This is a genomic window from Methylophaga sp. UBA3603 (assembly GCF_002375335.1).
Classification (GTDB): Bacteria; Pseudomonadota; Gammaproteobacteria; order Nitrosococcales; family Methylophagaceae; genus Methylophaga.
Genome location: NZ_DFMC01000010.1, coordinates 16,804 through 42,449 on the forward strand (window position 1 = coordinate 16,804; position 25,646 = coordinate 42,449).

A 25,646-nucleotide genomic window follows, 5' to 3' on the forward strand; every position below is an offset into this window, starting at 1 on the left:
GCGAGTAAAATTTAATCATTCTAAGCCACATGCTGAAACGATTATCGTCTAGCATCGACAGGGATCACATTAGCCGCCATGAGCTTACTCAGTTTTAATCTTCCCTTAGCCGCACTCCTCCCATTTGCAGCCGCTCCACTTGCTGCATGGTCTACCCGATACAATCGATTGGCTTCTGCCTGGGTAGCTGGACTGACAACATTGTTAACCTTGGCGATTCTATTCCCGTCCATGCAAGCTGTATTTGCTGGCGAAACCCTCATTCAACAATGGTCATGGCTACCAGCTATTGGTTTTAACATTGCCTTCAGGCTTGATGGCTTAGCGCTGTTATTTGCCTTGCTGATTCTGCTGATCGGTCTGCTTGTTATTTTTTATGCTCGCTACTACCTGTCAGCCAAAGATTCTATGGGGCGGTTTTACGCCTATATGCTGATGTTTATGGGCTCTATGCTGGGCATCGTATTATCTGAAAACCTGTTGCAACTGGTCGTATTCTGGGAACTCACCTCAATAACGTCATTCCTGCTGATCAGTTATTGGCAGCATCGTCAGGATGCCCGTCAAGGTGCGAGAATGGCCTTAGCGATCACCGGCGCAGGTGGTTTGGCCTTATTGGGTGGCGTGTTATTACTGGGCCATATTGTTGGCAGTTATGAACTGACTCAAGTGCTGGCGTCGGGCGATTTAATCAGAGGTCATGATTTATATCTGCCGACATTGCTACTGATTTTGCTGGGGGTATTCACCAAATCAGCGCAGTTTCCATTCCATTTCTGGCTGCCGCATGCGATGGCTGCCCCTACCCCGGTCTCAGCTTATCTGCATTCTGCCACTATGGTGAAAGCCGGTATCTTTTTACTGGCGCGTTTTTTCCCGGCTTTATCGGGTACCCCGGAATGGAGCTGGCTGGTCGGTACGGCCGGTATGCTGACCTTGTTGATCGGTGCCTATGTCGCTTTATTCAAGCATGACCTGAAAGGCCTTTTGGCCTATTCAACCTTAAGTCATCTGGGACTTATTACCCTGTTATTTGGCTTTGGCAGCCAAATGGCACTGGTGGCAGCGATTTTTCATATCATTAATCATGCAACCTTTAAAGGCTCACTGTTTATGGTCGCCGGTATTATCGACCACGAATCCGGTAGCCGTGATATGCGTAAACTGAACGGTCTGTTCAAAATGATGCCGCATACGGCAATGCTGGCCATGATCGCCGCCGCCGCCATGGCCGGTGTCCCATTATTAAATGGTTTTTTAAGTAAAGAGATGTTTTTTGAACAGGCGATCAGCGCGTCAGATACCACACTGGCAGCTTGGACCATTCCGGCATTAGTCACCCTGGCCGCTATCTTCTCGGTCGCTTATTCACTGCGCTTTATCCACGATGTGTTCTTTAATGGTGAACCAATTGATTTGCCTAAAACACCTCATGAACCACCGCGTTTTATGAAAATACCCGTCGATATTCTGGTGGTGTTATGTCTCATTGTTGGGGTAGCCCCCATGTTATTGATTGGGCCGATTCTGTCTGTAGCGGTTGCCGCTAGTCTGCAGGCCCCGGCTCCGGAATTCAGTCTGGCCATCTGGCATGGCTTTAACTTGCCATTGATGATGAGCTTTATTGCCCTGGTGTTAGGGGTGGCGGTTTATACCGTACGACATCGTCTGTTTGCCTGGCATGACAGATGTTTACACGGGATTGAAGGTAAAGCCGTGTTTGACTGGCTGCAGTGGAAAACCATCCGGTTTGCCAAAAAAGTAACCGATTATTTTGATCAAACTACCTTACAACCTTCCGTGAGCTGGGTGATTGGCGGTGCATTGGTGCTCAGCATCCTGACGTTCTTCCAGTTTAACTCACCATTATTCGGTGACAGAACTTTAATGGAAGCCGATGTCATCACCATTCTGATGGCATTGACGTTGATTGTGGCCAGCCTGTTAACAGTCGTTTTGCATCATCAGCGCCTGACTTCTCTGATTAGTATCGGCGTGGTCGGTCTGGTGGTAGCGTTAGGATTTGTGAAATTCTCAGCCCCGGATTTGGCTCTGACCCAACTTTCTGTTGAGGTGGTGACCATCGTGTTGCTGCTGTTAGCGTTATTCTTTTTGCCACAGCACACCCCTCAGGAACGTAGCTATATCCGTTTAAGCCGTGATGGGATTATTTCCATTTCTGCCGCTGTTGCGGTATTCCTGTTGACCATGGCTGTATTGAGTCGTGAATATACCTCCATTGCCAATTTCTTTATAGAGAATGCCAAACCGGGTGGTGGTGGTACCAATGTGGTCAATGTGATTCTGGTTGATTTCCGTGGTTTTGATACCTTAGGTGAAATAGTCGTGCTGGCATTGGCCGGTCTCGGGGTCTTTGCCATGCTGGAAGGACTCAAGCTTGCTGCACCAGCAAAAGATGTTGAAGGACTGGAATGGAGTCATGACCCACACCCACCGATTATGCAGACTCTGACCCGGCTGCTGTTCCCATTAATGCTGATGGTTGCAGTGTATATATTCCTTCGTGGTCACAACCTGCCTGGCGGAGGATTTATCGCCGGCCTGATTGCTTCGGTTGCATTGATTTCACAATATCTTGCTAACGGTATCGACTGGACCAATGAGCGGTTGCGGACCGATATGCATCGGGTAATGTGGCTGGGTCTATTGATCGCTACCGGTACAGGTGTCGTTTCCATGTTACTGAGCTATCCATTCCTGACATCTGCGTTTACCTATCTGAACTGGCCCGTAGTGGGTAAATTTGAAGTGGCCAGTGCCATAGCCTTTGACTTAGGGGTATTTCTGGTGGTGGTTGGCGCCACCGTTATGATTCTGGTTGAGCTTGGCAAACTGAGTCATGCTGCACATTTCATCAATGTTGAGGATATCAAGTAATGGAGTGGCTAATTGCCAGTGTCATTTCCGTGATGACAGGTTGCGGAGTGTATCTCACACTTAGAGCAAGAACCTTTCCGGTAGTACTGGGATTGACTCTGCTTGCCTATGCAGTAAACGTCTTTCTATTTAGCATGGGGCGTTTGCAAATCGGCATCCCGGCCGTTATTGATCCTGCCGCTGCAGCTTACACCGATCCCCTGCCTCAAGCTTTGGTATTAACAGCTATCGTAATTGCATTTGGTATGACGGCTTTCCTCATCGTACTGGCCCTAAAAGCCCGTAGCGAGCTGGGTAATGATCATGTTGATGGCTTGCATCGCTCAGATGATGAACTGAAAGCCACTAAACATAACACTACAAAGACAGAAACTGAACGGAGCCAATCATGAGTCCGTTTACTATTTTGCCGGTTTTATTGCCGTTAATTGGCGGCATCCTGATGCTGATGGCTCGTCCCATAGGCATTGATACACAACGTATTTTAAGTCTGATTTTAACTACTCTGTTGGTGGGTGTGAGCCTTGTCAGCTTCCAACTGGCCAACAGCGAGATTTATCAAGTCGTGCTGCTTGGCAACTGGCAAGCGCCTTTTGGCATTGTCATTGTGCTGGATCGCCTATCGGCACTGATGTTGTTGCTGACCTCCCTTCTGGCGTTGGGCGCGTTATGGTATGCGATTCGTAACGATACCGATAAACAGGGTCAGCATTTTCATGTGTTATTCCAGTTGCAACTGTTCGGCCTGAACGGTGCATTTATGACGGGCGACGTATTTAACCTGTTTGTATTTTTTGAAGTGCTACTGATCGCCTCTTATGGCTTATTACTCCATGGCGGGGGGCGTTTAAGAACCCGTGCAGGTCTGCATTACGTGGTGATCAATCTGGTAGGTTCAACTTTATTCCTGTTCGCTGTTGGCACGCTTTACGGCATTCTGGGGACTTTGAATATTGCTGATATGGCCATCGCCGTGCGAAACGTATCAGAGGCGGATCAAGGCATCGTTGCCACCGCGGCCGTCTTGTTACTGGTGGTCTTTGGTATTAAAGCTGCCATGTTTCCGCTATATCTGTGGTTACCCGGCGCTTATGCCTATACCTCTGCTCCAGTCGCAGCATTATTTGCGATTATGACCAAGGTTGGTCTTTACGCCATTATCCGGGTCCATGGCACGATCTTCGGCGAAGAAGCCGGTGATTTAGCGTTTGTGCATATTGAATGGGTATTGCTACTCGGTTTAATAACATTGGCTCTGGCCGCTTTGGGTGTGCTGGCCGCACGTGCATTACGTCGTCAGGTCGCCTATTTGATACTAGCGTCAGTCGCTACCTTAATGGTTGCCATCGGTATCAATAATGAAGCCGCCCTTGCTGCCGCTTTGTATTACTTAATCCATTCCACCATGCTTGGTGCAGCAATGTTCCTGATAGCCGATGTGATTATGAAAGGCCGTGGCATTTATTCCGATTCGTTTACCAAAGCCATTCCGATTGATCGGCCAATAATCGTCGGTTCAGTGTTTATGCTGTTAGGTATCGCCTTAACCGGTATGCCACCGTTATCGGGTTTTTTCGGTAAGGTGATGATTTTACATTCTGCTCTTAACCATCCTTGGTTTGCAGCCATTTTGAGCGTGATATTAACTGCCGGTTTAGTGATGATCATAGCGGTAGTCCGTTCGGGTTCATTATTGTTTTACAGTGTGCAAAAGGAAGAAGGTCAAAAAACCAGTCCTTTAAATAAGTCGGCTTTCGTGGCTGTTTTCCTGCTGATGCTGGTCAGTCCATTAATGGTAATGTTTGCTAAACCTTTAACTGATATGACCACTCAGATTGCTGGACAGTTATTCAACGGTCAGGCATATATTGATGCTGTATTAAGTACAGTTCCATATGGAGGAGATAACAGCAAATGATTCTTCAGCGACTATTTCCCCATCCATTCCTCACGCTGATTTTGTGGGGTATCTGGTTATTATTGAATAACACCATCAGCCCTGGTCATATCGTGCTGGGCGCAGTGTTGGCAATTTTAATTCCGTGGCTGACCTCCAGTTACTGGCCTGAAAAAATCAGTATTCGGCACCCATGGATGTTATTGCTCTATGTGCTTAGAGTATTGTATGAAATTCTGGTAGCCAACGCCGTCGTAGCCAAATTGATCCTGGGGCCTCAAAAGAATTTAAAACCGGGCTTCCTGCATTATGAACTGAAATTAACCAGTTCTGTCGGCATCGGGCTGTTAGCCAATACCATTTCTTTAACACCAGGAACTGTCAGTTGTGATCTCTCAAAAGATCGCCGCTATTTATTGATTCATGCGCTACATATTGATGACGTTGAAGCGATCAAAACTGATATTCATCGAAAATTCGAGAAGCCATTGCTGGAGATATTTGTCACATGCTAAATCTGGCCTTATCACTCGCATTCATCATGGTCGGTTTAGCGATTTTGCTAAGCTTTATCCGGCTGATTATTGGTCCGAATACACCAGACCGAATCCTGGCTTTGGATACCTTATACATCAACTCCATTGCATTGCTGATTCTGCTGGGTATAAACCTGCAAAGTGCTCTGTATTTTGAAGCGGCTTTATTAATCGCCGTAATGGGTTTTATGGGTACGCTCGCGCTAAGCAAATATCTGCTGCGCGGCGATATCATGGAATAGAGGCAATTATGCTTGAATGGGTCTTAGCTATCTTGATTTTAATAGGTGCGTTTTTCACGCTGGTGGGTTCAATCGGCCTGTACAAACTATCCGATTTTTATATGCGCTTGCATGGCCCGACCAAGGCCAGCACACTTGGCGTGGGAGCTATTCTGATTGCCTCGGCAATTCATTTCAGTTTTAAAACAGATGGTGTCAGCTTGCATGAAATCCTGGTGACGCTTTTTCTCTTTATTACTGCACCGGTAAGCGCACATCTGATGGCAAAAGCTGCCATTCATATCAAAGTTAAACAGGTGGAACGTACCCGCCAGTTGGAAAAATAAATTGACCGAAGTTGAACCACGTAAGCCCCAAATCTGGGTTGATGCCGATGCCTGCCCGGTGGTAATAAAAGAAATCCTCTATCGTGCTGCTACCCGAACAGAAACCCAAACCACTTTTATTGCCAATCATAGCTTAAGATTACCGCCCTCACCTTTTCTCAAATTCCAGCAGGTGCAATCCGGTTTTGATGTCGCGGACAATGAAATTGTCGAACGTCTGATGAAAGGTGATTTAGTCATCACCGCCGATATCCCGCTTGCCGCCGAAGCGATTGAAAAAGGCGCATTGGCTTTAAACCCAAGAGGTGAACTGTATACTACAGACACTATCAGCGCCCGACTGACCATGCGTAATTTTATGGAAACCATGCGTAGCAGCGGCGAACAGATGGGCGGCCCAGCGGCTTTTAATCAACGTGATCGACAAGCGTTTGGTAATCAACTGGATAAGTGGTTACAAAAGGCAAAGCGTTAAGTCGGAATTCTCCCTGCTATCAAATAGTCTTACTTTTGATGTCACTAGAGGTAAACAACATGAGCAATAAATCTAAATCTACTCAGGCGAAAAGTCCTAACGGCCCGGAAAATGCTGTGGACGACAGCACCATTTCGCCAAAAAGCTCAGTTGAAGTCAGTGACAAAGCAAAAACTAAAAAAGATAAACCGAGAAACGAACGTGATTTGATACTGAATCATGAAGATGCGCAGGCCGCCAGCCCTGATGATATGGCTGCCTGTGGCGAAGAAGATGTAGGTGCCGGTCTGGAATTTTTAGTGACACGCAACGATCATGATAAGTAAGTACTGATCGAACATTTTTTCTCCACTCCACACTTTTTCACTGGCCTTACATCAATCATTTACTCAGCATCCTGAGTAGCAATACCATTCATTGTGCTTCCTGACTTACAGCTCACTTGCGATGTTTTATTTTAATCAATAGAATGATATTGATTCTCATTACCAAATAGCATTCAGGAGCTTTTCGTGAGCAGTGCCCAATCTGTCATCCACCATCATGTACAGGTGCTGTATAGCGAACATCATAACTGGCTGAAAGGCTGGTTATCCCAGCGATTGGGCAATAGCACTGAAGCCGCTGATCTGACTCAGGATACGTTTCTCCGTCTCCTTGGTTTGCCCTCATCGCGCCACTTTTCCAGCAGCGATCAGGCGCGCAGTTATTTACGAGCTACCGCCAAAAACCTCTGTATCGACCTCTGGCGTCGAAAGGAAATTGAAAAAGCCTGGCACGATACACTTTCCAGCTATCCGGAAGAAACCGCGCCCTCAGCAGAAAGGCAGGTGGCCGTGCTGGAAGCCCTGGAAGAAATTAATCTGATGTTGAGTGAGCTTCCAGCCAAAGCCGCCAAAGCATTTCTTTTAGCTGTAGTGTGCCAGATGACAGATGCCGAAACAGCCGTTCAACTGGGTGTATCGGATCGCATGGTGCGTAAATATGTGGCTAAGGCCATGTTGGCCTGCCTGAAACTACAAGCCTCGCAAACAACTCGCGAACTCATTTCTGAACCACAATCATAAAATGGTTGAACCTTCTCATAAGACGTTGGAAGAAGCCGCCGAATGGTTTGCCATTCTTCGTGATGGTCAAGCCAGTAATGACCACAAGTCCGGCTGGCGTAAATGGCTTGATGCCAAACCTGAGAATAAAACCGCCTGGCTTTACGTGGAAAAAATCAGCCAGGGTTTCCAGCCCTTACAGCAAACACCCGACCCGCATAGCACAGCTGACAATCTATACAATGCCAATCAACGATTACGTCAACGCCGCCGACTTCTCAGTGGCATGGCCAGTATTGCTGTGATTGGTTTAGCAGGTCATTTCAGCTGGAATAGAAAATGGCTGCCTGACAGTGTGATGGCATTGGCTGCTGACTACCACACCAGTGTCGGACAACAAACTGATATCAACCTGCCAGATGGCACGCAGGTATGGTTAAACACAGCGAGTGCCATCAATGTTGATTACACGACCCAACAAAGACGCATTGAGTTACTCCATGGTGAGATCTTTATCGAGACAGCAAAAGATGTCAGAAGATCATTCGTTGTAGATACGGTGCATGGAAGATTAACGGCGCTCGGAACACAGTTTAACGTGATGAATCAGCAACAGGATATCGAGCTTACCGTCTATGACGGTTCAGTGTCTGTTCATACCAATAACGACCACTATGTTGAACTTCAAGCAGGTGAAACCAGCCGTTTTAATGAAAGCCAGATAATGCCAAAACAAAATGCTGTAACTGCCCGACAGGCCTGGAGGCAGGGATTGTTAGTCGCAGAAGATATGACACTGCAGGAGCTAATTGCCGAGCTTAACCGTTATCAATATGGCTATATCAATATCTCTGATGAGGTTGCTCAGCTGAAAGTGTATGGCAGTTTCCCGCTAGCGGATACTGAACGTGTTTTGGCAATGCTCACCAGCGTTTTGCCCATACAGGCACGTCAGGTGTTTCCAGGGTGGATCATTCTGGAACCAATCCAGAGTTAAATTTCAATTTAATCAAATACCTACAGATTGTTTTCGTTTTATTTCAAATTATGGTTCCGGGTCTACACGCCTCATCCGTTTATATCTGTATCAACACTAAACTCGATGAGGTAAAACAATGGTGAAACCACAACGCCACACACAACCGGGTAAAAACCGATTTAAGCCACTGGCACTTTCGATCCATCTTATTGCTGCTGCCAGCATGGGGACGTTGCTGACACTACCTGCTGCACAGGCAGAAACAACTCAGTCAGTGGCTCAAGCCACGCAACAATTTAATATCCCCGCCGGATCACTAAGCCAGGTACTGGCCCGCTTATCTGCTCAGGCAGGAATCTATCTTGTGGGTGCTTCGGAATTAGCCAGCGGCAAGAGCAGTGATGGATTGCAAGGCAGCTATACCGTTGAAAATGCACTAAGCCATATTCTCAACGGCAGTGGTCTGGTCGCGGTGGCTCAGGGTGACAAAAGTTACGCTTTGCATAAAGCCAATCAGGATGATCAAAGCGTCACTTTATCGACCTTGCAGGTACAAGGTCTGGGTATGAATGGCTCTGCCGCCAATGCCTATCGGGTGGGTGATGTTTTCGCTGGAGCACTGGGAAACCTGTCAAAGCAAAATACGCCATTTACCATTGAAACTTACTCTGAAGATTACATTGCTAATCTGCAGGCACGTTCGCTGGGTGAGTTAACCAAATTTGATGCCGCTATCAGCCTCTCATCGAATAATTTGATCACGGAAAATAACGCATTTTCGATTCGCGGCATCAACCCGGATTTCGATACCGGACAGAAACTCGATGGAATGAATTTCCGCAGCCGTGCCAAAGACCTCCCTCTGGAACACCTTGAACGCGTAGAGATTCTGAAAGGTGCGGGCGGTTTCCTCTATGGATTTGGAGCTCCGGGCGGCATCATCAATTATGTGCTTAAACGGCCCACTGAAGAATTCGAAGCCAGTGTTTCCACGCAAATAATGGATAGCGGATTGCTAATGGCACACGGTGATGTCGGCGGTCGTGTCGGTCCAGATGGTATATTTGGTTACCGCGTTAATGTGGTCAGTGAGGCTGGTGACACCTATGTCGATGACGGTGAGTCCTACCGTAAATCAGCCTCTGTTGCCGTCGATTTACGTATTACGCCGGATCTGACCTGGCAGGCAGATGCACTGATATCTGAGCGTAAAAGCTATGGTGGTTATTTTTCAATTAGTCCTACTGACACAGTCGGCAGTGTTATAGATCCAATTGATGGTGATAAACGTCTTACACCAGACTGGACCCGTTACGAATCAGAACACATGACCACTGGCACTGATTTAATCTGGCAGCTGAACGATAACTGGAACAACAAGCTCTCCTATCGTTACTCCACCAGCTACCGCAACCCGCTGATGCCCATTTTGTACGTGGATGGCGATGGCAACTATTCCGCTACGCTCTTCAATTACAACAATTTATTTAAAAGCTACCATACACAAAATGTACTAAGTGGTGTCATTGAAACCGGCTCCGTTACCCATAACGTAGTTGCAGGCTTATCACATACCCGCACCGTTTCAGGTAATAGCACCGGTATCGGCCAGTTTCGGATTCCGTTGGGTTCAGGTAATTTGTCTTCACCTGTCGAATTTGAACGTCCGGTCGGACATCTTGATAAGGAAGATGCCACGTTTAATTATTATTCCAGAGTTACACGTAAAGAGGTATTTCTTTCCGATACCTTGAATGTCGGTGACAGTTGGGACTTTATTCTGGGAGCACGTTACGGCAGTATTGAAGATAAATATGGCGATTACAAAGAAAATGAAATCACACCTTCCATCGCAGCTATTTATCGGCCCGTCGAATGGATATCACTTTACGCAAGTTATGTTGAAGCCCTTGAACAAGGGGCGACAGCGCCGAATACCGCGCCCAATGCTGGTGAAGTCTTTGACCCGTTGGTCAGTAAACAATACGAGACCGGCATCAAGGTAGATTACGATAACTGGTCAGCCAATCTTGCGATATTCAAACTGCAAAAAGGGCTCACACATGAGGATGAGAATGATGTCTTCAGTCAGGACGGTGAAGCGCATTACGAAGGACTTGAACTCTCCACACAAGCCAAAATCAATCAACAATGGCTAGTTGGTGCCAGTGCAATGTGGCTGGATGCCACCAACCGAAAAACTACTGATAAAAGTCTGGAAGGAAACCCCGTTCATGGTGTCGCTGATAAACAATTTCGTTTATACAGTGAATATCAGGTGCCCAATAAACAGCTGACCTTCACCGGCGGCGCGCAATATACCAGCCAACGACCGCTGGATACGGCAAACCAATGGCATGTCGGGTCAGTGACGTTGTTTGATTTGGGCGCTCGCTATGAAATTGAGCTCAACAAACAACTACTGACACTGCGGCTGAACGTTGAGAACCTGACAGATAAAGCCTATTGGCTAACCTCTGCAGGCAGCTCCAGTATTGCTCAAGGTGCACCTCGTACCATCAAATTGGGAGCCCAACTAGACTTTTAATATTTACAAATAGCCCGGCAGTAATTCACTGCCGGGACTTTCTGCATAAAATGAAAAAAGCATAAATCTATCCTGCTTTGCTTTTTTTAAACATGACCGACAAGCGTTTGGTATTTAACTGATAAATGGTTTTAGCAAAAGCTTGAGTTTTCTCACGGTTCCCGGCTGAACATCATTCATCCTAATCAAGTTTGCTGTATCCTGCCTTGAATTTGTGTAAAAAATAATCAAAATAGTGGCTTGTTGTGTTTACACGCAGCAAGCTGTTTTCGTTCAGGAACCCCCATGTTTTTCAAAAGAGCCCTATTACCGATTTCATCGTTGTTCTTCTCGATCTCGCTGTTAGCAACGGGTTACGGTTTATTGATGACATTCATTGGCATATTTCTTAAACAGGAAGGTCTCAATGAGGGCGCCATCGGCTTAATCAATTCCGCTTTTTTCCTGGGCGCGATGTTAGCCGCAATTTTCAGTCAAAAACTCATCGTTACCGTAGGTCACGCACGTAGTTTTTCGGCTTTTTCTGCGATTATGGTCATGGCATTTTTAGGGCACGCCTTATGGTTTGATCCCTGGTTTTGGGCCACATTACGTTTGGTATCCGGTTTTGCCTTTTACGCCATGCTGATCGTATTAGAAAGTTGGCTCAATGAAAAAAGCTCCTCTGAAGACCGCGGCAAAATCCTCGCAATATACACCATCGTATTCTTCCTGGCATTGGCATTAGGTCAATTGCTATTAATACTGGAGATGTCATCCAATACGATTTTCATTCTGGGTTCCATTCTGGTGCTCTGGTCGCTGGTATTGGTCGCGGTGACACGTGTCACGCAACCTGTATTAAAGCCCTTTGAACGTTACAGCATGCCAAAATTATTATCTATAGCCCCTTTGGCATTGGTGGGGAGCTTTATTGGTGGAGTGTTTGTTGGCGCGTTTTACACCATGCTACCGCTGTACGTCTTAAATCTATTTGATCAGCCTAAGGTGGTCTCATTGTTTATGACGATTACCATTCTGGGCGGGCTGATGGCGCAATTGCCTGTGGGCATGTTATCGGATCGTTTAGGCCGTCGGAAAATGCTGGCCTGGTCTGGATTTTTCAGTGTTGGTGTTTTGCTGCTGATGCTGATTTTGCCTTTGATTTGGCGTGATAGTGTGGCGTTGCTTTATACAGTGGGATTTTTATTGGGTGTCAGTTTGTTCAGCATTTATCCCTTGAGTGTTGCCCGGGCCAATGATGTATTTGATGAAAACACCGACCTGGTTGAGATTAGCCGAACCTTATTGTTTTCGTATGGCTTCGGGTCATTTATTGCACCGTTAGTTTTGGGTTTTGTACTGGGATTTTCAGCAATCGCCTTTTTTATCGTGCTGGCGTTGTTTGCCTTGGTATTAGGCTATTACTCATTACAAAGCGAGCGAGTTTCAGAAGACCATATGAATGTCTATGTTGCCGTTCCGGCAGCATCCGGCAGCGTTCTTGCTGAAATGGATCCACGCATGGACGATCAATGGGTAGAAGATCATCGTCCTCATCCGGAGCACGCGCATAATTAATCAAGTATCTAGTCTGTTGATAGCTGGTTTTAGTACCGGAGAATCTTCTCCATCGACTTGCCTTTAGCCAGCTCATCAACAAGCTTGTCCAGATAACGAATTTTCTGCATTAATGGGTCGTCGACTTCTTCAACCCGAACGCCACAAACCACACCTTTGATCAGTGAGCTATTTGGATGAATGGCTGGAGCTTGAGCAAAAAAGGTTTCAAAATCATTTTCCAGTTCGATTTGTAGTTTTAAGTCAGCTTGGTCATAACCGGTCAGCCAACAGATGACTTGATCCACTTCCGCTTTCGTTCGATTTTTGCGTTCAGCCTTTTGAATATAAAGCGGATAAACCTTGGAAAATGGCATGGTGAAGATAGGATGTTTAGCCATTTTTATCCCCAAATAGCGTTGGTCTCATATCAAGTTTGCTGACCCCTTGATATTCCTGTCATTTCACATCCAAAAATGGTTTTGACTTAATTATGGTTTAGGCCAGCGAGAAGTATAACTTTCGGGCAATGATATGCCATTCTCTGAAGCAAATTCATGCGTATACACATCCAGATCTTTTAATAAACTAGGGTCTGATTTTTCTGCTGCACTAGCGATTCTTTTGAATGTCTTTTCAAGATACGTTTGATTATTCAAATACAATCCAGGAGCAATGCCTAATTCGAATAACTCAAGACATTCGCGGCCATTCTGGTTCCTTGTTATGATACATTTAGCTGCTATCAATTGCAGTTGTTTGGTGTTTATTTGTTTTTGGGATACCTTTGTGTAGGACCATCTTTGAGTAAATGTTTCTGGCAGAGTGTGGCTGTTCTCAGCTAAGTGCTGATAGGTTAAATCAATCTGGTTCTCCATTTCTTCTGGATCATGGCTTTCAGCTATTTCAGAACTCTCCAATTGGGAAAACTTATTACTCTTAGATTGCTCTGGTGATACTCCAAGCTCTAAAAGGTCATTACAAGCCTCGCCGGCTTCGTAAATCTGACAATCAATAACAGATGGTGCCAATTTGCCGACTTGTTCGTTATCACTTAGCCATGAAATGACAAGTGCCAGGACAATGAAACCGAGAGTAGTTGATGTTACGGCAATTACTATTTTATTCATTTTTTTTCCTTAGTTTGTCTTCAGGTAAATAATGATGGATATTAAGTAACGAGGGAATGAATCAAAAGTGTCAGAGTCAATTGAAAATTAATAACTGGTTCAAAGATCTGATGGTTCGAAAATTTGGTATTTCAGAGCACTGCTGCTCACATCAAGAACCTCCACAACATAACCTTCCATCACAATTGAGGTATCGCCTGGTTTTAATATTATTGGTGTGGCGCCCTGTGGAATAATGGCGTGAAAATCGCTTGTTGGCGACAAAGTAGTTGACGAGTAATTGGTGGAGGCTCTCCCGCCGACAGTTCCGTAATTTTCATTCCCATAGTAACTTCCGGAAGCTGTCGTGTTTGCAGAACCGTAAGTTGTCGAAGCTCCACTGCGACTCATAGTCGTCTCATTGGTTATTATTTGAACATCGTTTCGGTAAAAAACTACCGCTCCTGATTTTTCAATCCCAACGAACCGAAGTTCACTGAAACCTTCGTTTGTTTTACGCCCGAAAATATCAGCATTACCAAATGCGTTTTCTAGATCACGTTTCTTGTTAACTCTCAGCACGATGTCGCCTTTGCCAGCTAAAAGCGGCTGATTGGTGGGCTGTTCCGCCAACCTGCTTTTTTCAATTGATGCGCAAGCAGATAGGGCCACACATACTAACGCTATTACGACTGCACGAATGTCTAAAACTTTCATCTGCTAACCCTATGTTGGATATACATTTAACATGGGAATGAGTCCTGTGACTCAATAATAATTCTTAACGGGAATGGATTATAGATGTGGCGCAATAATCTCGCGCCAAATAAGGCATTGAAATATTTGTTTTTTTTCAGGTAGGATTTTGCTGTATGAATTAATCGTGAATGATTAACGAATAATTTTCTGCCTGAACAGGCTTGGGATTGAGTTGATGTGAGCTGAATATCCATATCGGCCTCAAAATGTGAGATAGATCACAATTTATATGGTTTTTGAAATTAAAACAAACCTTTGATTTATTTGAAATATAAAGATGAATCGAAGATTTGAATTTGATTCAGACGAATTCATTAGCTGCCATTAAAAGAGAGTCTGCATTTCAAAATTCTTCTCTGTGCCCTCTGTGTCTCTGTGGTTATTTTTAAAAGCTCACGAGCTATCAAATATCAACTTCCTCAAACAGCTCTGGCACTTCGGTATCCCAGCCGAACTTTTCGGTGATGTGTTTACGCATGGTGTCACTGGCGACGACTTCGCCGTGGGTGACGTAAACTTTATCTGGCTTGAGGTTACCCTGCTCTAACCATGTCAGGATTTCATTGTAGTCACCATGAGCAGACATGGAATCCATATTATGAATTTCGGCTTTTACCGGCCAGTACGCTCCGTGGATTTTGACGGATTGAGCCCCATTCACCAACGCATCACCACGGGTGCCTGGGGCTTGGAAACCCGCAAATACAATACTGTTACGGGGATTGGGTAACAAAGTTTTAAGGTGATGCAAAACCCGACCGCCAGAGGCCATACCGCTTGCGGAAACAATCACACACGGGTAGCGCATGGTATCCAGTTCAATAGCTTCCTCTACTGTGCGGATGTACTGAGTTTGAGCATCAATCAGCGCGCACTGGCTTTGGTCCAGCTTATGTTCTTTGTGGTGCTTGATGAAAGTCTCCGTGGCTTTGATAGCCATCGGACTGTTCAGGTAGACCGGCATTTCGGGGATTTTGCCTTCTCCCATCAGTTTATGCACCACATACAGCAGCATTTGTGCTCGGCCAACAGCAAAAGCAGGCATCAGCGTGATACCACCTCGTGCTGCGGTTTTGGTAATGATTTCTGCAAGTACCGCTTCGGGATCTGATTCACCATGAAGGCGATCACCGTAGGTGGATTCGCATACCAGTACATCTGCTTGCTGGAGTGGTTCCGGCGGCCGCATGATAATGTCGTTTTGTCGCCCTACATCGCCCGAAAATACCACTGTGCGGTCTGAAGCTTTGTGATGAACATGCACACAGGATGAACCCAGAATATGCCCCGCGGGGGTAAAGCTGACTTCAAAGCCTTTTACTGGCTCAAATGTCTCGTGGTAATGCAGGGATTCGAAGTGTTTTAATGCTTCTCTGGCGTCTTTTTCGGTAAATAACGGTTCAGGGCTCTGGTGTTTTGAGAACTTCTTGCGAGCCGCATATTTGGCATCTTCCTCTTGGAGATAACCAGCATCTGGTAACAACACATTACACAGTTCGTGGGTGGCCTTGGTGCAGTAGATTTTGCCTTTGAAGCCGTTCTTCACCAGTGCCGGCAGATAGCCGGAATGATCGATATGAGCATGAGTGAGTACCACGGCATTGATAGTTGAAGGATCTATCGGAAATGGCGCCCAGTTACGCCGTCGCAGTGTTTTCACTCCTTGATACAAACCACAATCCACCAGTAACCGGTGGTTATCATCAGAAAGTAGATAGCGGGAGCCGGTTACTGTGCTGGTACCACCGAGAAAGCGAAGTTTCATATGCGTGTGATCCTTGTCTGGCAAATGCTGTTTTAGCTAGAGAACAAGTTTACTGGGGTTAGACATTCAAACAGTTGATATGGGTCAAATCTTTGGTGACTTCTGCTTTACCAATCTTACCAGAGACGCAACTTATCAGAGGACTGCCTTTAAGTTGGAAGACCACCCTACATTGACCATCTAAATTAAAAGGTTCGGTAAAGACTGGAATATTTAGATCTCTTTAATGTAGTAGGGATGTATCGATAGTAAAGCTTATTTTCTCTGCGCCCTTTGGGTCTCTGTAGTTAATTTCTAAAAGTTAATGCGTTATTAAATACCGGACAAAAATGCCCTGTTTATTTAAAATCAAAAAGTCAGAATTAATTGAAATTAAGGTTGGCAATAGTCATGGGCAGATTTGAATGAACATAATTCAGGATCGTCTTAACTCATGTTCTTGTATTTTTGTTTATATACGTTACTGTAGAAAACACTAAAGCATTTCAATTCTGTAAATCTCTAAGCAGGTTATGCGTAAGGCGAATTCATTTTTCACCTTGAGATACTGTTAGCCACATTGAATGGTTACCCCCTGCAAATTATCGCGTTAGTCATTCCAGTCTTGCAATTGCTGCAAGATATCTTCTTTAACTACCTTAAGGAAATAACCTAATGACACTACAACAAAACCATGGAGAAAGCTCAGTGAGTATCTCCACTATTATCGCCGCTTCTAAAAAGTCTGAATATGAGGACAAAGAAGATGAAAAATCACCTCAGGTTCCAAACCCTTCGAAAGGAACCTATCAGCCGGCTGATGATCCGGATGAGGATAAACAAAAAGAGGCTGAAGACGCACCGCCTATGCCGCAGCCGCCTACTCCTCCATAATGCATAAAAAAAGGGCCCAATTTAAATTAAAAACTGGGCCCTTTTTATTCAGTCAGAGAGAATTAATGGTGATGATGGTCACCGGTGCCATCCACCACTTTGACAAACGGGGCGGGGTGTTGCAGTGTGGTTTGTCCATGTCCAGAATGGGCTGAATGATCCATTTTATCGGCTGTATCCGTCATATCCATCTGATGACCATGGTGATGTTGATCGGCTTTTACCTGATCATCGTCGCTTGAAATTTCTGATTTTTTCGCTTGATCATTTTGATGCTCTTTATCCAGCCCTTCCATTTCTTCCATCAGATCAATCACGGATTGGGGACCAGTTTCGGGCATGGTTTTTTTGACCGGTTCCACCTCAGCAATTTGATCCCAATACAGTTCACCTGCTTCACATTTCTGAATAACTGGGAAATACAACACGCTGGTAGCTCCAACGCCGACACGGCCCCGGAAAATAAACTCATCAAAATGAATATCGTGTAATGAATTACCCGACCAGGTGATCTGTCTTACTGCTTCGGTTATCTCAATCCCATCCTTAAAGAAGGGTCGTTCAACAGGTTTTTTAACAATTTCCAGCTGCCAGCCTGCTTTGGGCATGGGTTGTACAAATTGCAGACCTTCGGGAATATCGACGGTAATGGAGGTAGTGGACGAACCATCACAGCCTGCTGTTACGGTGAGTATACCTTTGTAATAGCTGCCACTTTCGGCCTGAGTCTGTTCCAGAAACACTTGAGCATTTGCCAGGCCAGGAATCATCATCGCCAGGTACAGAAGTTTTGTTTTCATATTTACCGCCTTAGTCGTATCCGCTAATAGGTTATACAACCTATGTGCTACTTAAGCATATCGCGAATATTGGATAAATGGGCTTTGCCACGCTCTTTTCGCTCTTCTGGATCGACCTGTGTTTTTTCGGTCATCCAAATCAAGTCTTCTGGTGGTAATTCGCGAAGAAAACGACTCTCTTCACAATCCACCTTTTCGCCATAACGTTTGCGGGTGTTTGCCAGCGTCATTACCAGGCTGCGTTGTGCCCGGGTGATGCCAACATACGCCAGACGCCGTTCTTCTTCGATGGAATCCTCTTCAATACTGGTTCGATGTGGCAGGATTTCTTCTTCCATACCGACAATGAATACATGTGGAAATTCCAGCCCTTTAGCAGCATGTAACGTCATCAGATGCACTGCATCGGACTGATTTTCATCCGCCTGACGGTCCATGATATCCATCAACGTTAAACGTGCAGCAATATCACCTATCGATTTTTCTTCGGTGTCCTGATCAATCATTCGTTCGATCCAACTAACCAGTTCATCGACATTTTCCATACGACGATTGGCTTTATTTGGATCGCCGCTGACTTCTTCCAGCCAGCCGCGGTAATTGATTTCCTCGATCATATCTTTGATCGCGTCCAGCAGATTGCCACGAGCAGCGCGATCAGCAATATCAATCAGCCAGCGGGTAAAGACTTCCAGATTCTGCACTGATTTAGCTGGCAGGCTTTCCGCCAATCCCATTTCAAAACAGGCTCCGAACATACTGGTGTTACGTTTGGCGGCGTATTCACCAAGCGCCTGCAAGGTGGATGAACCGATACCACGACGTGGGGTATTAATGACCCGTAAAAACGCATTATCGTCATCCTGATTGGCCAGCAGTCGCAGATAGGCCATGATGTCTTTGACTTCGACTCGCGAGAAAAACGAGGTGCCACCGGTCAAAAAATACGGCACATTATGTTCGCGTAACACTTTTTCCAGCGAACGGGACTGATGATTACTGCGATACAAAATCGCATAATCCTTGAAACTCGCCTGGTGTTTGAGCTTGTGATATAGCAGTTCGGAAATGACTTTTTCCGATTCATGCTCGTCATCACGACAACCAATGATCCGAATGGCATCGCCCTCACCCATAGCGCTCCATAAGCGCTTTTCAAACACATGGGGGTTATGACTGATAAGTTTATTGGCAACTCGCAGGATACGGCCCATCGAACGATAGTTCTGTTCCAGTTTAATCAGATTTAATCTGGGAAAGTCCGTTTGCAGCTGCACCAGATTTTCAGGGCGTGCGCCACGCCAGGAATAAACTGATTGATCATCGTCCCCTACCACGGTGAGCTTTTCACGAATGCCAACCAATTGTTTGACCAGCTCGTACTGGCAGCCGTTGGTATCCTGATATTCATCCACCAGCAGATAATGAATTTTCGCCTGCCATTTCTGCAACACATCACGGTGTTCACGAAACAGAATCACTGGCTTTAAAATCAGGTCATCAAAATCCACAGCGTTATAGGCCTGCAATGCCTGCACGTAACGTGGGTAAACCCTGGCAGCAAATTCCTCTTGAGCCCCATCAGCAATCTGGGCGGCTTGTTCGGGCAGAATCAGCTGGTTTTTCCAGTTTGAAATCAGATTTTGTACTTCCTGGGCATGATCGCTGTCAGCCGCAAAATCGCGTCCCATCAGATCGCGGAAAACTGCCAGTGAATCCTGCGCATCAAAAATGGAAAAACCCGGACGATAGCCTAATGATTTGCCATCACGACGCAGGATATTCAATCCAAGCGTATGGAATGTGGAGACCATCAAACCACGTGCTGAGGCTTGTCGGGTAGACATCAGCTCCGCAACCCGCTCCTTCATCTCACGAGCGGCTTTGTTGGTAAAGGTAACGGCGGCGATATTGCTGGCTTTGATGCCGCACTGCTCGATCAGATAGGCAATCTTGCGGGTAATAACCCGCGTCTTGCCACTGCCGGCACCAGCTAACACTAACAACGGTCCATCGATGTAACGCACAGCTTCCCGCTGTTCCGGATTGAGATCTTTCACTAAATATTAATTCGCTGTGTCGAGGCGTCGATAGCCGATGGCTTCTGTTAAATGGACTGTTTGAATGTCGGGTGAACCGGCCAAATCAGCAATGGTGCGGGCCACTTTTAAAATACGATGATAGGCACGGGCCGACAGACCAAAACGGCTGATGGCTTTTTCTACTAATTGAAAATCCTGATCTGACAAGGTGCAAAAAACCTCTAGTTCTTTATGTTGCAGGGACGCATTGGCTTTATTGGCACGCTCCAGTTGAATCTGTCGTGCCTGAATCACTCGCTGACGAACCACTTCACTGGATTCCGGCGGGACATCATCAGGCTGAGGTCGCAACAGTTTTTTATCCACTGCCGGCACCTCCATCAACATATCAATGCGATCCAATAACGGGCCGGAGATCTTACCACGGTAGCGCCTGACTTGCTCTTCTGTGCAATGACATCTTGCCTGCCCCAGATAACCACAAGGACAGGGGTTCATTGCGGCAACCAATTGAAATTTAGAGGGAAATTCCGCTTGATTAGCGGCGCGGGAAATAGTTATTTTCCCAGATTCAATTGGCTCACGTAAAACTTCTAATACTTTACGATCAAACTCCGGTAACTCGTCAAGGAACAGCACACCTTGATGAGCCAGCGAAATCTCGCCCGGTTTAGGCTGGCTGCCTCCACCGACTAAGGCCACAGCAGAAGCGGTGTGATGTGGCGCCCGAAAAGGACGCTGCATCCAGTTTTCTACCTCAAATCCGGCAGACGATATTGAATGAATAGTCGCCGTTTCAATCGCTTCCTGCTCAGTCATCGGCGGCAGGATTCCTGGAAGCCGACTAGCCAGCATAGTTTTTCCGGTTCCGGGCGGACCAGCAAAAAGTAGACTATGTGATCCAGCAGCTGCGATTTCCAATGCCCGTCTGGCAGATGCCTGGCCACGCACATCTGCTAAATCGGCATAATTATTTTGACTATGTTTCTGTTGATTTATATTGGTCGATAAACGCAATTGGTCATGCAAATGTGCACAGACTTCCAACAAGCTCTTAGCAGCAAAACTCTCACCCTGTTCAGTCAGCGCCGCCTCTTCAGCATTCTCAAACGGCACCATTAATTGTCGGTTAGCCTCAGATGTGGCTAATGCAGTTGGTAATACACCGCGAACACCACGCAGTTCACCGGTAAGACCGAGTTCACCGATAAACTCCATACCACTTAACGATTGCACCGGAATTTGATTTGAAGCCGCCAGAATGCCCAACGCAATCGGTAAATCAAACCGTCCACCCTCTTTGGGCAAATCTGCAGGAGCCAGATTAATAGTGATACGTTGCTGAGGAAAATTGAACTGAGAATTAATCAATGCCGATCGAACGCGATCCTTGCTTTCCTTAACCGCTGTTTCCGCCATACCCACAATCGACAAACTGGGCAGACCATTGGAAAGATGTACTTCAACCGTCACTGCCTGAGCATAAATACCGGTCAAAGCACGACTGTAAACCGTGGCAATACTCATATTCCTTCCCTGGAAAATTAGTGTAAATCGATTCTAGACGATTAGCGCTATGTAATGAAGACCAATCCCGGCTTAATCAAACCTGGTTATCAGTTTCCTATATCAACAATAAAAAAGAGGCCAGACATTGTTAAATGTCTGACCTCTTGATTAGCTGATGGATTTACCAGTTATAGTTAACTGTAGCCAGGACTTCACGGCCTGGATTGTAATAATTGGCCGTACCGGATCCCACTACGTGTTGCTCATCAAACAGGTTACGTACATAAACCGTTAAATCGGTATTTTGGTAAAACTCGTAACTGAATGAAGAATCAACCAATGTAGCTGAATCGCTCTTTGCTGAATTCACTGCATCGAAGTAGTACGAGCCGGTATAACGAACGCCAAGGCCCAAACTCATATCCCGAGCAGGAAATGTGTAATGCCCCCAAACCGATGCCATTTGTTTTGGTGCAGATGTAAACTCATTGCCTTTAATAGAAGAGCCATCACGTAAGGTGCCGCTTACTACTTCTGTCTCCATGTAAGAATAAGCACCGGTTAAGCTGAAACTATCGCTTAATTCTACTTTGGCCTCTAAATCCAGCCCTTTTACTCTTGATTCACCAATAGTCTCCCGTTCAATCGATCCATTTTCTTGAACAACAGCGATAGTGACATCGTCTTTAGTAAGATCATAGATAGCCATTGAGTAAAGCGCGTTAGAACCAGCAGGAGCAAATTTCAGACCCACTTCATATTGCTTACCACGCTCTGGTTTTACACCAATTGATGGAGGAGCAACCGATTCAACCATACTGATATAAGTGGAAACCTCGTCTGTAACTTTATAGGTTAGCGCGCCACGCAATGATGTTTCAGTTAAATTATCCGACTTTTCGAATCCGGTAATATCCGTACTTGAAAGATCCATGTGATCAGTACGAACTCCAGCCGTAACAATAAAACGCTCAGCAAATGACAGGTTTTGTTGTAGGAAAATAGACTCCGTTGTGTAATCCTGATCATTTGCACTATATGGTGCTGGAAGACTCGATATACCGCTATAAACTGGATTGGCAATATTAATAGGTGCGACTACATTCGGGTCATAAATACTACTATCTTCGGTAGATGCATCACGATACTCAACACCAATAAGCGTACTTGTATCAAAGTGCTCAAAGCGAGCATCATATTGCACAATTGCGTTACCTATTAGCTCCTGAGCTTGGCTGTCTGTCCCAAAATAAGCTCTGTTTGCACCTGCGGCGCTTGAAGTGCCTGTCAAATAAGCATAACCAAAATCATCAGTTAAATCGCTATAGCGTAAATTAGCGCGAACAATAAAACCGTTATCAAAGTCATGGCTGAACATGCCGGTTATGCTGGTGCGTTCTACTTCCTGAGAATTGAAATCGGGTTCTCCATAAAACTCATCGCGGTCATACTCCCTGTCTTTAGGATAACCACCACTGTTAGGCGTACTATCGCGATTCAGGTAATCCAATAATAATGTCGCAGAGGTGAAATCAGTTGGCTCCCAGGTAATGCCGCCCATAAAGAACTCATTATCGTCTTTGGAATAATCGTATTCGCGTTCACTGTCCTGAAATTTACCGGTAAAGCGGTAAGCGAGCGTTTTGTCTTCGTTTAAGGTGTCACCGACATCAAGACCGACCTCTTTGTGGTCAAATGAACCATAACGGGCATAACCGCTGCCAAACTGCTCAAATTTTGGCGTTTTGCTGACAAAATTGACCGATCCACCCGGATCAGCAGCCCCAAACAAAGTTGAGTTAGCACCACGCAACACTTCAACACGCTCAAAGGCATAGGCATCTTCACGCACACCTCGCATTGATCCTAAGGTCAGACCATCGCGATATGTTGTCGCTGAAAAGCCGCGGATCTGGAAATAATCATTACGATCATCCGTACCGTAATAATCCGTGATAATGCCAGGCGTGTATTGCAACACTTCTTCTGTAGTGCTCGCATGGCGTTGCTCAATTTCTTTTTCGGTAATCACTGAGACAGAAGCAGGTGTATCCAGAATACTGGTCGCTACTTTTCCACCCACCGAAATTTCCTGAGCGACGATTGAATTTGCATCATCGTCAGCCATGGCTTGAGTATTAACGATGATTGGGGCAAACCGATAGACTTCTTTATCGCTTTCTTCCTGTGCATTCACGTTAAGAGACACAGCAACTAATGGAGTACATAGGAGAAGAGCAGCAGTATGACGTTGGGACTTAGTGTTTAAAGCTTTTAACGGGATTTTTTTATTATCAATGCGAGACATTTATCTTCAACTTACTAACGAGGAGAGGAATCGCCGCATGTATAGCAACGATGAATTGATAAATTATCAGCTAGTCAAAAATTACTGTCAATAATAATCTAAATAATATTCATTATTATCTACAAATAAATAAAGTTTGTGACCTCAAGGGTCTGTTGATCATTCAAATGTGACTATGAAGATCAACAAATCCCTGGTTATATTTAAAGAAAACGTTTACGCGATTGTTTTATGAAACGTTAAACTGCCTGACCATCGCCGTGAGTTTTTCACTTAACTTGGCAATTTCCTGGCTGGCTTTGGAGACTTGTTCTGAGCCTTCTGCGGTGCTTTCAGACACGTGTTGAATGGTATGAATATTTCGGTTGATATCGTTTACCACATGGCTTTGTTCTTCTGCTGCTGTGGTAATCGATAGATTCATCTCGGTGATGGCACGGACTGACTGTGTGATTGCCAGCAACGAACTTGTGGCTTCAGTGCCCTTGGCGACTAGTTGTGTAATACTCGACTGATTTTGCTCCATGGATTGAACCGCATTATCTGAACCGGCCTGTAATGTTGAAATAAGCGATTCGATTTCCTGTGTAGATTGTTGAGTGCGTTGAGCGAGTGTACGAACTTCATCTGCCACGACTGCAAAACCTCGTCCCTGATCCCCTGCCCTGGCGGCTTCAATAGCAGCATTCAGTGCCAACAGGTTTGTTTGTTCGGCGATGTTTTTGATGACATCCAGAATAAGACCGATGTTTTCGCTATCCGTCTTCACTTTGGTAATCACGCCGGAGGAATCATTGATTTCAGAGGCTAATGCATTAATTGATGTCATGATTTGCTCAACGACATTTCTGCCTGCTTCAGAGTCAGCTTCACCTTTGCGGGCGGCATTTGATGCTTTCTCAGCATTGGCCGCCACTTCTTCTACCGTTGCCGTCATTTGATTGATAGCAGTAGCAACCTGCGCCGTTTCATTTTTCTGTTTGGCAATATTGGTATTGGTTGTTTCGCTGACTGCCGAGGTTTCTTCCGCGGCGGTCGATAACTGCTCTGATGCAGATGTAATCCCCACCACCAGCTCCTGAAGCTTTTCAACGAACGAATTAAACACACTGCCCATCGCCCCGACTTCATCTTTGCTGGTGAAGGTCATTCTTCTGGTGAGATCGTTATCCTGTGCCATCGCGCTGAGGGTACTCATAACCTCTTTGATGGGCCGGACAATATTATTAATAATAATTTTTGAAATGAAGACACCAAGTAATAATGATGCTGCAGCGATGGCTATCAGGCTAAGGATGCTGGTTTTTTGTTTCTGCTCAACGTTACTGACCGCACGTTGTGAAATGTTATCAATACTCGCCTTCATCGCAGCCAGAGTGACGAATAATTCAGCTTCAATCGTTTTTAGTTCTCGTTGTTCCTCTTCAGACAAATAACCACCGCCGGACATGCTGCCCCCCCGTTTGATGACATTGATCGCTGCATCTACATAAGCCTGATAGTTCTGTTGCTGTTGAACGATTGTTTCAATATTTTCCGACATGCTTGTCACATCCACCAGCATTTCAGCTTGCAGGTTTGTGCTTTTGGCTTGTTCAAGAATACCGACGGTTTCAGCCAAGGTAAGCTGACTCTCTGTGGTTATATTTTCTATTTCTGCGAAATGGGTCTTGATGATACTTCTGGGCGCACCAGAGCGGGCATCCAGCAAAAGTGACTGCAAGGTAGCGGCTTTTTTGTACTGAAGTTCGCTGGTCTTGGCGACGCGTCTTTCAAGTGGAATAACCATCTCATTCATCACCGAAAATTCTTCTGAGATTTCTTGCATTTTTAAAATTGCAAAAGCCGCTATCAATAGTTGGGTCAACCCAAGAACAATGACCACGGTGAAAATTTTCTTGCCAATCGGCAGGTTATTTATGAACTTCATTGTTTATCCTGATAAGGGGCTCGGTGATGGCTTAAAGCGTTATGCCATATAACAAAAGATTATAA

General features: G+C 45.5%; 22 protein-coding genes. 13 read left to right on the plus strand and 9 right to left on the minus strand.

Translation table 11 applies throughout. The annotated features are described in order from the left end of the window. Positions 1-78: 78 nt before the first annotated feature. The 12 genes from B4F66_RS10875 (at position 79) to B4F66_RS10930 (ending at position 12,507) form a co-directional block, all read left to right on the plus strand. Entirely contained in the window at positions 79-2,898 is a 2,820-nt protein-coding gene (locus tag B4F66_RS10875; RefSeq protein WP_292354038.1) for a monovalent cation/H+ antiporter subunit A, read from the plus strand. Continuing rightward, complete coding sequence (locus B4F66_RS10880; RefSeq protein WP_292354036.1) at positions 2,898-3,290, plus strand: Na+/H+ antiporter subunit C; 393 nt, start codon at positions 2,898-2,900, stop codon at positions 3,288-3,290. Before B4F66_RS10875 ends, B4F66_RS10880 begins: the two co-directional genes overlap by 1 nt. Further along, positions 3,287-4,816, plus strand: coding sequence for a monovalent cation/H+ antiporter subunit D (locus tag B4F66_RS10885; protein ID WP_292354034.1), 1,530 nt, complete (start codon positions 3,287-3,289; stop codon positions 4,814-4,816). Before B4F66_RS10880 ends, B4F66_RS10885 begins: the two co-directional genes overlap by 4 nt. Further along, entirely contained in the window at positions 4,813-5,310 is a 498-nt protein-coding gene (locus B4F66_RS10890; RefSeq protein WP_292354032.1) for a Na+/H+ antiporter subunit E, read from the plus strand. Before B4F66_RS10885 ends, B4F66_RS10890 begins: the two co-directional genes overlap by 4 nt. Further along, on the plus strand, positions 5,304-5,573 hold the full coding sequence (locus tag B4F66_RS10895) for a K+/H+ antiporter subunit F (RefSeq protein WP_292354030.1): 270 nt from the start codon (positions 5,304-5,306) through the stop codon (positions 5,571-5,573). The genes B4F66_RS10890 and B4F66_RS10895 overlap by 7 nt, the downstream gene beginning before the upstream one ends. Before the next feature lie 8 nt (positions 5,574-5,581). Continuing rightward, complete coding sequence (locus B4F66_RS10900; RefSeq protein WP_292354027.1) at positions 5,582-5,899, plus strand: Na+/H+ antiporter subunit G; 318 nt, start codon at positions 5,582-5,584, stop codon at positions 5,897-5,899. A gap of 1 nt (position 5,900) precedes the next feature. Continuing rightward, on the plus strand, positions 5,901-6,374 hold the full coding sequence (locus tag B4F66_RS10905; RefSeq protein WP_292354025.1) for a YaiI/YqxD family protein: 474 nt from the start codon (positions 5,901-5,903) through the stop codon (positions 6,372-6,374). Positions 6,375-6,433: 59 nt separating this feature from the next. Continuing rightward, a complete protein-coding gene (locus tag B4F66_RS10910) occupies positions 6,434-6,700 on the plus strand; it encodes a hypothetical protein (protein ID WP_292354023.1) in 267 nt (88 codons plus the stop codon). Between the two features lie 186 nt (positions 6,701-6,886). Continuing rightward, positions 6,887-7,441, plus strand: coding sequence for a sigma-70 family RNA polymerase sigma factor (locus B4F66_RS10915; RefSeq protein ID WP_292354021.1), 555 nt, complete (start codon positions 6,887-6,889; stop codon positions 7,439-7,441). A 1-nt stretch (position 7,442) separates the two neighbouring features. Continuing rightward, a complete protein-coding gene (locus tag B4F66_RS10920; protein ID WP_292354020.1) occupies positions 7,443-8,417 on the plus strand; it encodes a FecR family protein in 975 nt (324 codons plus the stop codon). A gap of 118 nt (positions 8,418-8,535) precedes the next feature. After that, on the plus strand, positions 8,536-10,947 hold the full coding sequence (locus B4F66_RS10925) for a TonB-dependent siderophore receptor (protein ID WP_292354018.1): 2,412 nt from the start codon (positions 8,536-8,538) through the stop codon (positions 10,945-10,947). A gap of 285 nt (positions 10,948-11,232) precedes the next feature. Continuing rightward, positions 11,233-12,507, plus strand: coding sequence for an MFS transporter (locus B4F66_RS10930; RefSeq protein ID WP_292354016.1), 1,275 nt, complete (start codon positions 11,233-11,235; stop codon positions 12,505-12,507). A 29-nt stretch (positions 12,508-12,536) separates the two neighbouring features. On the opposite strand, the gene B4F66_RS10935 is transcribed toward B4F66_RS10930, so the two are convergent. From B4F66_RS10935 to B4F66_RS10950, 4 genes are all read right to left on the minus strand, one after another. Next, positions 12,537-12,887, minus strand: a complete 351-nt coding sequence (locus tag B4F66_RS10935; protein ID WP_292354014.1) for a DUF2200 domain-containing protein — start codon at positions 12,885-12,887, stop codon at positions 12,537-12,539. Positions 12,888-12,977: 90 nt separating this feature from the next. Continuing rightward, positions 12,978-13,616 (minus strand): hypothetical protein, encoded by a 639-nt coding sequence (locus B4F66_RS10940; RefSeq protein WP_292354012.1) that lies wholly within the window; start codon positions 13,614-13,616, stop codon positions 12,978-12,980. 99 nt (positions 13,617-13,715) lie between these two features. Continuing rightward, positions 13,716-14,312 carry a hypothetical protein gene (locus tag B4F66_RS10945; protein WP_292354011.1) on the minus strand — a complete coding sequence of 199 codons (597 nt, stop codon included), beginning with the start codon at positions 14,310-14,312 and terminating at the stop codon, positions 13,716-13,718. Between the two features lie 445 nt (positions 14,313-14,757). Then, positions 14,758-16,119 carry an MBL fold metallo-hydrolase RNA specificity domain-containing protein gene (locus B4F66_RS10950; RefSeq protein WP_292354009.1) on the minus strand — a complete coding sequence of 454 codons (1,362 nt, stop codon included), beginning with the start codon at positions 16,117-16,119 and terminating at the stop codon, positions 14,758-14,760. 654 nt (positions 16,120-16,773) lie between these two features. Here B4F66_RS10950 and B4F66_RS10955 point away from each other — a divergent pair. Continuing rightward, positions 16,774-16,992, plus strand: coding sequence for a hypothetical protein (locus B4F66_RS10955; protein ID WP_292354007.1), 219 nt, complete (start codon positions 16,774-16,776; stop codon positions 16,990-16,992). A 62-nt stretch (positions 16,993-17,054) separates the two neighbouring features. On the opposite strand, the gene B4F66_RS10960 is transcribed toward B4F66_RS10955, so the two are convergent. The 5 genes from B4F66_RS10960 to B4F66_RS10980 all read right to left on the minus strand — a co-directional run bounded on the left by B4F66_RS10960 (position 17,055) and on the right by B4F66_RS10980 (position 25,581). Beyond that, a complete protein-coding gene (locus B4F66_RS10960; RefSeq protein ID WP_292354005.1) occupies positions 17,055-17,792 on the minus strand; it encodes a YcnI family copper-binding membrane protein in 738 nt (245 codons plus the stop codon). A 47-nt stretch (positions 17,793-17,839) separates the two neighbouring features. Continuing rightward, positions 17,840-19,852 carry a DNA helicase Rep gene (gene rep, locus B4F66_RS10965; protein WP_292354003.1) on the minus strand — a complete coding sequence of 671 codons (2,013 nt, stop codon included), beginning with the start codon at positions 19,850-19,852 and terminating at the stop codon, positions 17,840-17,842. Between the two features lie 6 nt (positions 19,853-19,858). Further along, a complete protein-coding gene (locus tag B4F66_RS10970; protein ID WP_292354001.1) occupies positions 19,859-21,361 on the minus strand; it encodes a YifB family Mg chelatase-like AAA ATPase in 1,503 nt (500 codons plus the stop codon). 163 nt (positions 21,362-21,524) lie between these two features. Continuing rightward, on the minus strand, positions 21,525-23,651 hold the full coding sequence (locus B4F66_RS10975) for a TonB-dependent siderophore receptor (RefSeq protein WP_292353999.1): 2,127 nt from the start codon (positions 23,649-23,651) through the stop codon (positions 21,525-21,527). A gap of 229 nt (positions 23,652-23,880) precedes the next feature. Then, complete coding sequence (locus tag B4F66_RS10980) at positions 23,881-25,581, minus strand: methyl-accepting chemotaxis protein (RefSeq protein ID WP_292353998.1); 1,701 nt, start codon at positions 25,579-25,581, stop codon at positions 23,881-23,883. Between the last annotated feature and the right edge of the window lie 65 nt (positions 25,582-25,646).